Origin of the sequence: Bacillus cereus group sp. MYBK5-2 (assembly GCF_051915685.1) — a bacterium.
GTDB lineage: Bacteria > Bacillota > Bacilli > Bacillales > Bacillaceae_G > Bacillus_A > Bacillus_A cereus.
In genome coordinates this window covers 75,366-89,437 of sequence record NZ_JBQAFE010000008.1, presented here as the reverse complement: position 1 = coordinate 89,437, position 14,072 = coordinate 75,366, and the positions used below count along the sequence as shown (strand labels likewise).

Here is a 14,072-nt window from a genome sequence, read left to right as displayed (position 1 = left end):
CAAGGCTTACTATACTTATATCCCTTTTAATTAAGCTTTTAATTAGCTTGTTCTAAATTATCCTGCGAACTTCCATCGTCTTTTAAATGACTATGTTTTTTCGAATAAACAAAGTATACAACTACTCCGATCGCTAACCAAGCACCGAAGTACATCCATGTTTTTAATGGTAGATTTACCATTAAGAATAGACAACATGCAATCGAAATAATCGGCAAGATCGGTACAAGTGGTACCATAAATCCACGTTGTAACTTTGGATGTGTTTTACGAAGAATAATAACTGACACACCAACCATCGCAAATGTTAACAACGCTCCAATATTCGCTAAATTCGACAATTCTTTTAAATCGATAAATCCAGCAATTAAAGCACTACCAATTCCTGTTAACCAAACTGTAAATGTTGGCGCTTCTGTCTTTTTATTAATTTTCGCGAAAGATTCTGGCAATAAACCGTCACGGCTCATCGCAAAGAATACACGTGTCGTTGCATAAATGTAAGCAAAAATTACTGCCATAATACCAATTACAGCTCCAATTGCGATTACACCTGCTACTTTATCTTGTCCTACAACTTCTAACACATATGCCATAGCTTCTGGTACATCTAATTCTTTATAAGAAACCATACCCGTCATAACGAGACAAACTACAACATAAATGATTGTACAAATGACTAACGAAGCGATAATACCAATCGGTAGATCACGTTGCGGATTTTTTACCTCTTCAGCAGAAGTTGCTAATGCATCAAATCCTAGGAAAGCAAAGAATACTGCTGCTCCCCCCGCGAAAACTCCACTTAAACCGTACGGTGCAAATGGTATCCAGTTTTCTGGTTTCACGTAGAATACACCAACTGCAATGAATAAAACAACGATACCAATTTTAATTAATACCATTATGTTATTCACGCGTTTACTTTCTTTCGTACCTCTTGATAATAACCAAGTTATAACTAATGTAACGATAACTGCTGGTAAATTCACCATACCACCTTGAGACGGAATCGTTAGCAGTGCTTTTGGAATTTCAAGCCCTAATCCACTCACTAAGTTATGGAAGTAACCAGTCCATCCGCCAGCTACTGCGGCAGTCGTTACAACATATACGGATAGTAATGTCCATCCCATTAAATGAGCTACAAACTCACCAATTGTTGCATATGAGTATGTGTACACACTACCTGAAACAGGAAGTGTAGAAGCAACCTCTGCGTAACATAATGCTGCAAATCCACAAACGATGGCTGCAATCATGAATGAAAAAATAACTGCTGGACCAGCATCTCTTGCTGCTACTAATCCAGTTAATACTAGAACTCCTGTACCAATTATCGCACCAATCCCTAGCATTGTTAGGTCAAATGCCCCTAGCGTTTTCGTCAAAGTTTTACTTTTACTTTCCCCTAACAATTGCGTAACGGATTTCTTTTTAAATAGGTTGGCCACGATGTATGCCCCCTTTTGCCAAGAAGAGCTAAGAGATCTTCACTCTTAGCTCTTATCATGTTGTTTTATATATTGTTCGATTTTGTTTTGTATAATGCTTCTATTAGCAAGATACTGTTTCTGCTTCTAATAATTCTTTAGCACCTTTGTACTCTACACCGTGAGCTTCTGCAACTGCTTCGAATGTTACATAGCCATCTAATGTGTTAATACCTTTTAGTAATGCAGAGTTGCCTAGGCAAGCTTCTTTGTAGCCTTTGTTAGCAATTTGTACTGCATATGGTACTGTTACGTTTGTTAATGCAAGAGTTGATGTACGTGGAACCGCACCTGGCATGTTTGCAACTGCATAATGAACAACGCCGTGTTTTTCGTAAGTTGGGTTATCATGAGTTGTAATACGGTCAGTTGTTTCGAAAATACCACCTTGGTCAATCGCGATATCTACAACAACAGAACCTGGTTCCATTGATTTAATCATTTCTTCTGTTACAAGTTTTGGAGCTTTTGCACCTGGGATTAATACTGCACCGATTACAAGATCAGACTCTTTAACAGCTTCTGCAATATTGTAAGGATTAGACATTAAAGTTTTTACTTGGTTTCCGAAAATGTCATCTAATTGACGAAGACGTTCTGCGCTTAAGTCGATGATTGTTACATCCGCACCTAGTCCAACTGCAATTTTAGCAGCATTTGTACCAGCTTGTCCACCACCGATGATTGTTACTTTACCACGTTTAACCCCTGGAACACCTGCAAGTAAGATACCTTTACCGCCTTTGTTTTTCTCAAGGAATTGTGCACCAATTTGTGCAGCCATACGACCAGCTACTTCACTCATAGGCGCAAGTAATGGTAATGAACGGTTTTCTAATTGTACTGTTTCATATGCGATAGAAACAACTTTTTTCTCGATTAAAGCTTTTGTTAATTCTGGCTCTGGAGCTAAGTGTAAGTATGTGAACAAGATTAAGCCTTCACTGAAGTGTTTGTATTCGCTTTCAATTGGTTCCTTAACTTTCATAACCATTTCCATATTCCAAGCTTCTTCAGCTGTATCAACAATTTTTGCTCCCGCTTCAACATACTGAGCATCTGTGAAACCAGACCCTAAACCTGCACCCTTTTGAATGAATACTTCGTGATTGTTACGAATTAAATGTACAACACCTGCTGGTGTCATTGCCACACGGTTTTCGTTGTTTTTAATTTCTGCTGGTACCCCAATACGCATAATGAAATGCCCCCTTATAATTAACAGAAAAAAGAGATTCTTTTTTCTTTTTGTAATAATTAATAACTTATGTCCTTATTCTAGCATAACTTAAAAGTTATGAAAACGCTAACATATCATTTTCCTAAAGTTTTTATATTTAGAATAGTGTAAATATATAAAACATTGATTCTATTAGGGGTTTCGTGTCATTCCATTATCTTTCACTCTATTTTTATTATACTGCTTCAAAATAAACAGCAATCATTTATTATTTGACAATAATGTAACAATGTAAGAAACCTAAGCGATAACGTATACATATACAGTTATTACTTTACTCAATACTTTAGAGATATATTCTTTTCACAAAAAAACAGCTGCTAGCATTTAGCTAGCAGCTGGGTAACTTATAAATAACTTAGAAAATAAATCATCTGTCGTTTCAGTAATTTTATCAAACAGATCACTTTCTTCCGCTTCTTGCTCTTTTAACATCTTAATTGTTTCACGTGCATCTTCAGGGTAATCGGTTATAATACCATCTACGTTTAACTTATAATATGCCTTTAAATTTTCCATATCATTTACTGTCCATACGTAAATTGGTTTGTTTAACTTCCTTGCTTCTTTTACTAATTTCTTATTTAACATATATTCTTCTGCTACGTAAAAGTCAGCCTTCACATTCTTTAAGTTAGCTCTACTTGCATACAGTATATACCCTACTTTTATATCTGGATTTGCACGCTTAAACTCTTTAATAAGTGGATAGTGTAACGTTTGAATTACACATTGCTTCTCAAATTCATTATCTTTAATCGTTTTTAAGACTTTGTTTACAAAATCTTTTTCGCCCCCATGAAGCTTCACTTCTATATTAAGTTTGATTTTGCCATTTGCTAGCTTAATGATTTCATCAAGTGTACTTATTTGTCCTGAAAGTCCATCTTGACTAAGGGTAAGCTGCCTTAACTCCGCCATCGTTAAATCTGACACATGCACATTGGCATTTGCGAGACGTTTCAGCTTCAAATCATGTATAACCGCTAGTTCACCGTCTTTCGTTTGTAATACATCTATTTCAGCGTAGTCTGCTTTTGCATCAATAGCACCTTGCACAGCTTCTTTCGTATTTTCTACGCCTTTTGATATATACCCGCGGTGCGCCATAATAATCGGTTCTTTATACGAATTTGAAATAAACGTTACAATGAAGGCAACGACCATTCCCGCAGTAATAATTCCTACAATGTATACGCCAATGAATTTCCAACGATGTTTTTGGAAGAAACATTTATCTGCTTTCGTTTTCGAATAATCTAATCCTTCTTCTAATAAAACATCCTCAACTGGAACCTTTTGTAAGTATAATCGCGTAATCGCCATAATATAAAATGGCGTCACGATAAAGCTGAATAAATACAATGTACTCGTTAAAAATACAGAAATCGTTGATTCAGCTAATAATGCAAATGTTCCTTTCGGGTTTGTAAATTCATAAACACCCCATAGGCACAATAAATACATTCCCAAAAACACGACATATACAATTCCAATTGAGATAAAAAATCCTACTAAAAAGAATAGTACTTTAAAAAAGCTTTCCTTTACTAAAGTTGCACTTTTACGTGCTGCCACGCGAAATGGTTTTTGCTCTAAAACAACAATAGGTAGAACGAAAATCCATCGAAGATTCAAATACGCGACTACAGCAAAGAACGTGTAATAACCAACTTGTCCCATCGTTGTCTTAAACAGTTCTCCTGTAATAAAGTTAGGAATTTGAATTTGCGGGATTAATGCCGTTTCATATCCCATATTTAAAAGAGGCAACAATACGACAGCATATAAAATAAATCCTGGTAAGCAATATGTGAAAAGAGTAGGTAAATACGTTACTGTTTTATATAAAATCGGACGTAATTTCACCTTCTGTCTTTTATGAGCGAAATACGAAATAATAATAAGCACCGCAAATTCTGTAAAGATAAGAAACAGTGCTAACAATGATAAAATTACGATTGCTAAGATGCCATAAGGCGTCTTTAAAAACGCTAATAATTCATCATTTGTCGCATTTGCATAACCACCAAAATACAATAACTTATTAAAAATAATTCCAAATAGTGGAACAAACACAATCGCTGCTAATAATTTATAAGCAAGTTGAAAAGTTAATACATTCCAAAAAGCAAATTTAACTGTTTGAAAGGAATGTCTCATTACTCCTGGTATAGATAGTTTTTTACGGTGTTGCATATATTCCTCCAAATTCTAAAACGGTATTTGAGATGGATTCCATATTTCTAGTCCTAATCCATCTTTTTAATAATAATATATTCCGCTTAACATGAACACTCTTATACATATAATGAAAAAAGTGATGGCTACTTCCCATCACTTTTTCATTTATTCTATTTTTTCTCTAGCCCTTGTCCAAATGCTTTCAAGAAGCTAAAACCGAATGTAATAGCTCTATTGATATCTGGATCTTTTAATACTTTAAAGAAATCCATCACTTTTGTTTTTTTACCACTATTTAATTCATCTGTTGCAAATTGCAATCCTGTAACTAAACTTGACGTAATTTGCTTCGTTATTTCTGGGTCAACTGAAGATAACGCTTCTCCTGCCCCCATCATATTGTTGAGTGCATTTTTAACTGGTTCACGATTTAGTTGCTCCACAGCGATTTTTGAAACATCTTCCTTCGCAGCAAGTAAACTAATTGCCGCATCTAATATACCAGCCTTCTGCAACTGTGCTAAAAGCTGCATTGTTTCTTCTACTGCTTCACGATTATTAGATAGCTCATTTAGAAGTTCATCTGCTACTTGCTGTTTCTGTTCTTCCTCTGTTACAACTTTCTTTTTAATTACAGTAATTTCTTTCGCCACTATCTCCGCCCCCTAGTCCACAAGTGATACGTATTGTTTTCTTTGCCATTTTCGCTCGATTTCAACACCGTTTTGCGGATTACGCTTTTTATCTCTCGGGTTTGAAGATGGTAACGGACGATTCCCTTTTTCACGTAATACACGCATCTTTACCATTGTTTGTTTGTACGCTGGTGTACACGTATAAAGATCTGTCGCCGTTCCAGTTAAAATATTGATTGCCTCTTCATTTACCGTTGCATGCATCGGTAAATATAGCTCTTTCCCCGTTACACGATCTGTAACAAGTGCCTGTACTTTAATTTTCCCAAATGGTGATGCTAATTCTACAAGGCCACCATCTTTCACATTGCGCTCTAGGGCAAGTTCAGGCGAGATTTCAACGAACACTTCAGATACTTTAGATAAAATACCAGCCGATTTATTCGTCATATTCCCTTCGTGGAAATGTTCTAACATACGACCATTATTTAAAAGTAAATCATACTCATCTGGCGCTACAACTGGTGGTACCCATTCATCTAATGATAGACGAGCTAGTTTATCCGGGAAGTTAAATCCGTCCACATATAATAGCGGTGTATCGCTACCATCATGGCTACCCCAACATAAACTATTCCATCCTTCTAAACGATCGTATGTTGCCTGAGAATATAAAGGTGCAAGCGATGCAATTTCATCCATGATTTCACTTGGACTTGCATAATTCCAGTCCCCGCCAAGCGCACGAGCTACTTTTTGTAAAATCCACCAGTCTGGCTTTGAATCACCAAGCGGCTTCAATACTTCATATAATCTTTGAATACGGCGCTCTGTATTCGTAAATGTTCCCTCTTTTTCTAAGCTTGGTGCTGCCGGTAAAATAACATCAGCAAAACGAGCTGTTTTCGATAAGAACATATCTTGAACAACAAGGAAATCTAAATTCGCTAAAATATGTTGTACATGGTTGGCATTCGAATCTACTAAAGCCATTTCTTCACCCATAACATACATACCACGCAGTTTTCCTTCATCTGCTGCCAGTAACATTGCAATATTATTTAAGCCTGGTGCTTTCGGAATTGTAGTACCGTATGCTTTTTCAAATTTCGCACGAAGCACATCATCTGAAACCGCTTGGTAACCTGGAAGCCAGTTTGGTAATGTTGCCATATCACAAGCGCCTTGTACGTTATTATGTCCGCGTAATGGGTATGCTCCTGCACCAGGACGACGATAGTTACCCGTAACAAGCAATAGATTTGAAATTGCTGCTGAAGTTGTACTTCCTCCAGTATTTTGAGTTACACCCATTCCCCAAAGTACACAAGTACCATCTGCTTCATATACCATACGTGCCATTTGTTTCAGATTTTCTTTCGAAATCCCCGTAATTTCTTCTGTATAATCAAGCGTATACTTTTCTACCATTTTGCTATATTCATCAAAATTCTTCACATTTTCAGCTATGAACTTTTTATCGTGCCAATCTTGATCAATAATATATTTCGTAATACCAGCGAGCCATACGTAATCAGTTCCTTGGCGCGGATGAATGAATAAATCCGCACGCTCTGCCATTTCATGTTTACGAAGATCCGCCACAATTAATTTTTGGTCATGTAATTTATGAGCACGTTTTACACGCGTTGCAAGTACAGGATGTCCTTCTGTCGGATTTGCTCCAACGATAATGACAAGGCCTGCTTCCGCAATATCTTTCACTGTTCCAGCGTCCCCGCCCATACCGACAGTTTTAAATAAACCGTCTGTTGCTGGAGATTGACAATAACGGGAACAGTTGTCTACATTATTCGTTCCATATATTTGACGGGCTAGTTTTTGCATAAGATAATTTTCTTCATTCGTTACTTTCGAAGAAGAAATAAACCCAAATGCATCACTTCCATATTCTGATTTAATATGCTGCATATTGGATGCAACAACTTCAAGAGCCTCTTCCCATGAAGCTTCAACAAACATATCTCCTTGGCGAATTAATGGCTTTGTAATACGATCTTCACTGTTTACAAAATCCCATCCAAATTTGCCTTTTACACATGTTGAAATACCGTTAACCGGCGCATCTGAAACAGGCTGCACTTTCAAAATGTGGCGGTCTTTCGTCCATACTTCAAATGAACAACCTACACCACAAAATGTACAAACTGTTTTTGTTTTATTCACTTTCGTCTTACGCATCGCAGCCTCTACTTCTGAAACTGCTAAAATACTACTATATCCCGGCTCTACATCCTTTACAAAATCAATCATCGGATCTAACACATCCGGTTTCAATCCTGTCATGAATCCAGCTTCACCTAACATTGATTTCTCCATCAACGCATTACATGGACATACTGTTACACATTGCCCGCAACTTACACAAGATGAGTCATTTATACTTACACCATTGTCCCATATAACACGTGGACGGTCTAAGCTCCAATCAATCGATATAGTTTCATTCACTTGTAAGTTTTGACATACTTCTACACACTGTCCACAAGCAATACATTGATTTGGATCATATCGATAAAACGGATGTGACATATCCACTTCACACGCACTTACTTTTGGCTCATACGGATATTTCTGTTCCTCAATTCCCATCATATGTACTGTATTGTGGACTTTACAGTTACCATTATTGTTATCACAAACAGTACAATACAGTAGATGATTCTCTAATATTCGATCCATTGCCTCAGTCTGTGCCTCTTTTGCACGCTGGGACTGTCTTTCGATATGCATACCGTTCTCTAATTTCGTTGAACAAGCACGCAATAACTTTCCATTTACTTCTACAATACACGTATCACAAGTTTGAATTGGATCTACTTCTGGTACATGACAAATTTGAGGATGTTCCAAATTACTCTCGTTAAATAATTGTAGTATCGTCTTTTCACCTGATGCAGAAAATTCTTTACCATCGACGGTTACACGGACTGTCTGTTCTGCCATAGTTTCCCCTCTCCTTACAACCAACTGTACAACACAATCATGAATCCGTTTTCAAAATCGCATTACTGTACATATTTTTGAAACGCTCTACCCAAATACTTTCTTATGAAGTCGATTCTAGATGTTATAAGGTATAACTACGAAAGCTTGAAAATATCACTATTCTACAGTTCTATTATATCGTACATATACAATAATAACCAAAATAATCTGTGATCTTCTTGTTAATAGGTGTTTTTATTTTTCCCATTGTTTTATGATAAATGTGGGAGAGAAATACATATAAAAGGGGAATTAAATATGGGGCCTACGCAAGAGACTTATACAATTGTACGTTATCAATCTGGTACATTTTCAAAACAACTGGATGAGATTGTTACAGAATCTCCTATTACTATTAAATTGAATGGTGAAGAATATGTAACAGTCGTATGCACACCAAATTATATTGAAGATATGGTAATTGGTTTTTTAATTTCTGAGGGGATTATTTCTTCCTATAACGATGTTGAAGAACTATGGGTTCAAAAAGATAACGGAATTGTCCATGTAAAATCATCAAAAGTGAATCCGCTCTATCAAACTTTATATAATAAACGATACGTCACTTCTTGCTGCGGAAAAGGTAGACAAGGTTTTATTTTCGTAAACGACGCAGCAAAAGCAAAAGACTTACATGATATACACGTAAAAATTACTCCTGAAGAATGTTTTTACTTAATGAATACTTTACAACAATCTTCCACTACCTTTCGCCAAACTGGTGGTGTTCACAATACCGCGCTATGTGATCGAAATAATATCCTTCTATCAAGAATGGATATCGGAAGACATAATGCATTAGACAAAATATACGGTCATTGTTTACGCAATGATATATCTGTTAAAGGAAAAATTATCGCATTTAGCGGACGTATTTCATCTGAAATTTTACTCAAAGTTTCAAAAATCGGATGTGAAATTGTTCTATCTAAATCTGCCCCAACAAAACTAGCATTGCAACTTGCCCATGATTTAGGCATTACAGTCGTAGGGTTTATTAGAAATGACTCTTGTAATATTTACACACATCCAAAACGAATTGATGGCTATCAATCCAATGTTTAAAAAATAACTCCTCAATCGAGGAGTTATTTTAGTTATAAAAATGTAACATATTAAACACTTGAATAGTTAATAAAGTTAATATATAATTTCATTACATAATTAAAACAAAACATTGTAGCATATATCTTTTCATTCTTTTACAAATTAAAAGAGACTTCTAACAAAACGCATACACATTCTTATAAAAGCAATGGATTTATTTTATTTAAAATCGACCAAGGAGGTTACAACGATGGAAATTCGCTTATTAACGACAGAGGACGCAGAAATATATTTAAAAGTTTGTATGGAAGGTTTAACGAAGAACCCGGAAGCTTTTAGCTCTTCTTATGAAGATGTTCTTAAACATGAGGATCCTGTAGCTGCTATGGCAAAACGATTAAGCAATCCGGATAAGTATACTCTAGGGGTCTTCAAAGATAACGATTTAATTGGTATCGCTACTTTAGAAACAAAGCCTTTCATTAAACAAGAACATAAAGCAAAAATTGGCTCCGTTTTTGTTTCCCCAAAAGCGCGTGGCCTTGGAGCAGGACGAGCTCTAATTAAAGCAATTATTGAAAATGCCGATAAATTACATGTAGAACAACTTATGCTCGATGTTGTAGTTGGTAACGATGCAGCAAAAAAATTATATGAGTCATTAGGTTTCCAAACTTACGGCGTACAAGAGCGTTCATTAAAACATAACGGTCAATATTGGGACGAGGAACATATGGTTCTGTTCTTAAATGATTAATACTTCAATATAAGGTGAAACTTTACTCAGTGGGGGAGTTTTCCAAAAACATCTTTCTTAATAAGAAAGATGTTTTTTTCATTACAACAATGTAATCTTCATGTCACCTTTATCGATCGTACCAAACCTTTCCATTCATTATACTAAAAATATAAAGTGAAACTTTACTCAGTGGGGAACTACATCCCACGCTGATCGCATGTACTTGATATGTAGAGGAGAATGTGACATGAAACAAAACAAACGAGCTACGCTTTTAATATTTACTACAGCAATTGTAACTTCTGGATTAGCAATTTTACCTTGGTTTATTATATGAACACTCCCCCTAACAATGAAAAAAGCTGATTGCTTCTTAAGAAGCAATCAGCTTTTTTTATATTATAAAATCCCCAAAATTTTATTTACGCAACTTATAATAATAACCATAGATACGGCAACGCACATGACAACCGTATTACGATCTTGCTTTTCTTTTTTTGAAATTTCTTCTTTTGAATTCATGTGTATGATCTCCTTTTAAAAAAAGTGTGAGATAGGAAATTTTTCTTATCCGATGCGAGGTGAATACGAAAACCCTCTCTATCTCACATACACAATAGAATGGAATTGTCATTTTATAAATAAAATGACATGACGTTATGTCGCAACATAGGGTATTTTGTGTCGCTACGTTTTCTATTATAAAAAATAGTTGTGCAAAACTAGTGCATTTTTTATGTCAATTACTCTGAGCGAAAAAATCAGCCCTCCATTCAATCACATAAAAAGAGTTTTTTATTATTTTCATGTAAACTATACAAGTAGAATGAACAGTTTGGGGTGCACAAGATTATGGTAAAAATTTTATTAGTAGACGATGAAGAACGTATGTTACGATTATTAGATCTGTTCTTAAGCCCTCGCGGCTATTTTTGTATGAAAGCTACCTCTGGCCTTGAAGCACTAAAATTAATCGAACAAAAAGAATTCGATATTATTTTATTAGATGTTATGATGCCAAGTATGGATGGATGGGATACTTGCTATCAAATTCGTCAAATTTCCAACGTTCCTATCATTATGTTAACAGCTCGCAACCAAAACTACGATATGGTGAAAGGCCTCACGATGGGCGCAGATGATTATATTACAAAACCATTTGATGAGCATGTATTAGTCGCACGAATCGAGGCTATATTACGCCGTACAAAAAAAGATGGCTTTGTTAGTTTCAATGGTATTGAGTGGGATAAAACGAAACATACTGTCACAGTTTATGATGAAAAAATCTCATTAACTCCTATCGAATTTTCGTTACTCGGACTATTTTTACAAAATACAAACCGTGCTTATAGCCGAGATGATTTAATCGAAAAAATTTGGGGCTATGAAACAGATATCGAATATAGAACAATTGATTCACACATTCGTAATATCCGTGATAAACTACGCAAAAAAGGATTTCCTATTGAAGATTACCTAGAAACGGTCTATAAAGTCGGATATAAATGGAAAAGTGAATAATTACTTCGGTCAGTGGGAAATCGTATACCACTGACTCTTTATTATGAATAAGGTATGGTGAAAAAATGAGTAAACTTTCCCTTAAAATTGGGACATACTTTTTAATATTAGCTTTATGTATTGAAACAATTGCCTTCGTATCTTTTTATAAAAGCCTTTCAAAAATGCGTATTGTAGAGGAAACAGATGCTCTTTTAGAGAAAGGTAATCGCTATAGTAAAAAAATTAAAAGCCGCGAGAGACGGGATGAATATTATAAAGAAATAAAACACGCTGAACATAATAAAAATCCTAAACGTCCTGTGTACCCTGAGTTCGATATTACGAATGAGGCTGCACACTTAGTTGAATCGGAATCAATTTCTAACTCCGATATAGCTATCATTATTACTGACCATAACGGCAAAATTATTTCCACCTCAGAACCCGTAACAAAAGATATGCAAAAACAACTTACTTGTAAAACAGAAACTGTCCCAGACGGCGGATTGGTCGTTGAAAGGAACTGGAAAAAATCAAAGTTCATCACAACAGTAAGCCCACTTAACACAACAAAGTTTCAAGGAAAGCTATATATGTTATTAAAAACATCTTTCCTAGAAAATATGTTACTTAAACTCATGAACCAATTTCTTATCATTAGTGTTTTAACAATTATTTTAACAACAATTTCTGTCTTTGTTTTTTCACGCGTTATTACAGAACCACTTGTAAAAATGAAGAGAGCGACAGAAAAAATGTCAAAATTAAACAAGCCAATTCAATTAGGTATTAAACGAAATGATGAACTCGGAAGTTTAGCAAAAACAATTGAAGATTTATCGAGTGAACTTACGTATATGAAAAAAGAGCGCAATGAATTTCTCGCTAGTGTCGCTCATGAACTATTAACTCCATTGACCTATATGAAAGGTTATGCGAAGGTAGCAAAGAGAGACTCTTTAACAAAAGAGGAGCGAGAAGAATACTTACAAATTATTGAGGATGAAACGGATAGTGTAACCGATCTCGTCCAAGATTTATTTATGCTTGTACAATTAGAACAACACCAATTTGTTATAAAAAAACAAAAAGTGCTTCTTCAGCCATTTTTAGAACGAATGGTTGAAAAAACAAAAACAACATTAACGAATAAGCAAATGCAACTTCATGTATATTGCAAAGATGATTTAGAAGTTTGCATAGACGAAAGACGTATGGAACAAGTTATGTTAAATTTATTACACAACGCTTATCAACATTCGCCAGAAAACACATCCATTACGATACGTGTACTCATGGAAACAGATTCTTTTACAATAAGTGTACAAGATGAAGGTGAAGGTATTCCTGAAGAAGATATCCCGCATATTTTTGACCGTTTTTATCGTGTTGATAAATCCAGAACACGAGCTACAGGCGGAAAAGGCATCGGGCTAGCTGTTGCAAAAGAAATTGTAGAATTGCATAACGGTTCTATTCTAGTAACAAGCCAATTAGGAGCGGGAACAAACTTTATAATCGAGCTACCTTTTGAATAATATGCGTGTGAAAACACCAGTAGTAGTAAACACTACTGGTGTTATTTTGTTCATAACAACAGCTCATATAAGCTAAGCTTTTGAAATTATTCTTATTTCAATATAAAATAAAGGTACATTTGCAAAGATTTGGAGGGTGATATAATTGGATATCCATGTATTAACAAAAGACGAAGCAGAAATTTACTTAGAACTTCGCGTAGAAGGATTAAAGCAAAACCCTGAAGCATTCAGCTCTTCTTATGAAGATATTATTAATAAAGAGTGTGCGATTGAATATAAAGCACAAAAATTAGCACAAGACGAAAACTATACGCTAGGTGCATTTAAAGATGGAAAATTAATCGGGGTTGCAACACTGGAAACGAAACCATATGTAAAACAAGAACATAAAGCTAAAATCGGTTCTGTATATGTATCTCCAAAAGCACGCGGACTTGGAGCAGGAAAAGCACTTATTAAAGAATGTCTTGAGCTTGCTAAATCTTTAGAAGTAGAACAAGTTATGCTTGATGTTGTTGTTGGCAACGATGGAGCGAAAAAACTTTATGAATCATTAGGTTTTAAAACATTCGGTGTACAAGAACGTTCATTAAAATATAACGGACAATATTGGGACGAAGAGCATATGGTCTTATTCTTAGATGAAAATAAATAATAAAAAACATCCTCATGTTTGGA

General features: G+C 35.3%; 11 protein-coding genes. 5 read left to right on the top strand and 6 right to left on the bottom strand.

Annotated features, from left to right (window positions below):
* Positions 1 to 38: 38 nt before the first annotated feature.
* The 5 genes from ACTFP3_RS23140 to fdhF form a co-directional block, all read right to left on the bottom strand.
* Positions 39 to 1,454, bottom strand: coding sequence for an amino acid permease (locus ACTFP3_RS23140; RefSeq protein ID WP_001284893.1), 1,416 nt, complete (start codon positions 1,452 to 1,454; stop codon positions 39 to 41).
* Positions 1,455 to 1,557: 103 nt separating this feature from the next.
* On the bottom strand, positions 1,558 to 2,691 hold the full coding sequence (gene ald / locus ACTFP3_RS23135; RefSeq protein WP_001219742.1) for an alanine dehydrogenase: 1,134 nt from the start codon (positions 2,689 to 2,691) through the stop codon (positions 1,558 to 1,560).
* 369 nt (positions 2,692 to 3,060) lie between these two features.
* On the bottom strand, positions 3,061 to 4,932 hold the full coding sequence (locus tag ACTFP3_RS23130) for a glycerophosphodiester phosphodiesterase (RefSeq protein ID WP_001164717.1): 1,872 nt from the start codon (positions 4,930 to 4,932) through the stop codon (positions 3,061 to 3,063).
* 155 nt (positions 4,933 to 5,087) lie between these two features.
* A complete protein-coding gene (locus tag ACTFP3_RS23125; RefSeq protein ID WP_001040540.1) occupies positions 5,088 to 5,570 on the bottom strand; it encodes a DUF1641 domain-containing protein in 483 nt (160 codons plus the stop codon).
* A gap of 12 nt (positions 5,571 to 5,582) precedes the next feature.
* On the bottom strand, positions 5,583 to 8,519 hold the full coding sequence (gene fdhF, locus ACTFP3_RS23120; RefSeq protein ID WP_440011376.1) for a formate dehydrogenase subunit alpha: 2,937 nt from the start codon (positions 8,517 to 8,519) through the stop codon (positions 5,583 to 5,585).
* 300 nt (positions 8,520 to 8,819) lie between these two features.
* Here fdhF and fdhD point away from each other — a divergent pair, with 300 nt between their 5' ends.
* Together fdhD and ACTFP3_RS23110 are read left to right on the top strand one after the other, a co-directional pair.
* On the top strand, positions 8,820 to 9,626 hold the full coding sequence (gene fdhD, locus ACTFP3_RS23115; protein WP_000529241.1) for a formate dehydrogenase accessory sulfurtransferase FdhD: 807 nt from the start codon (positions 8,820 to 8,822) through the stop codon (positions 9,624 to 9,626).
* Positions 9,627 to 9,858: 232 nt separating this feature from the next.
* Positions 9,859 to 10,365: a GNAT family N-acetyltransferase gene (locus tag ACTFP3_RS23110; protein WP_000405875.1), complete on the top strand. Its 507-nt coding sequence runs from the start codon at positions 9,859 to 9,861 to the stop codon at positions 10,363 to 10,365.
* 381 nt (positions 10,366 to 10,746) lie between these two features.
* Here the strand turns inward: ACTFP3_RS23110 and ACTFP3_RS23105 are convergent, their stop codons facing one another.
* The gene (locus tag ACTFP3_RS23105) at positions 10,747 to 10,869 is read right to left on the bottom strand and encodes a hypothetical protein (protein WP_001085006.1); all 123 of its coding nucleotides are present in this window, start codon (positions 10,867 to 10,869) and stop codon (positions 10,747 to 10,749) included.
* A gap of 330 nt (positions 10,870 to 11,199) precedes the next feature.
* On the opposite strand from ACTFP3_RS23105, the gene ACTFP3_RS23100 reads away from it, so the two are divergent.
* From ACTFP3_RS23100 to ACTFP3_RS23090, 3 genes are all read left to right on the top strand, one after another.
* On the top strand, positions 11,200 to 11,871 hold the full coding sequence (locus tag ACTFP3_RS23100) for a response regulator transcription factor (protein WP_000238957.1): 672 nt from the start codon (positions 11,200 to 11,202) through the stop codon (positions 11,869 to 11,871).
* Between the two features lie 65 nt (positions 11,872 to 11,936).
* Complete coding sequence (locus ACTFP3_RS23095; protein ID WP_144596984.1) at positions 11,937 to 13,391, top strand: HAMP domain-containing sensor histidine kinase; 1,455 nt, start codon at positions 11,937 to 11,939, stop codon at positions 13,389 to 13,391.
* A 145-nt stretch (positions 13,392 to 13,536) separates the two neighbouring features.
* Positions 13,537 to 14,049, top strand: coding sequence for a GNAT family N-acetyltransferase (locus ACTFP3_RS23090; protein ID WP_000351212.1), 513 nt, complete (start codon positions 13,537 to 13,539; stop codon positions 14,047 to 14,049).
* The last annotated feature ends 23 nt before the right edge of the window (positions 14,050 to 14,072 follow it).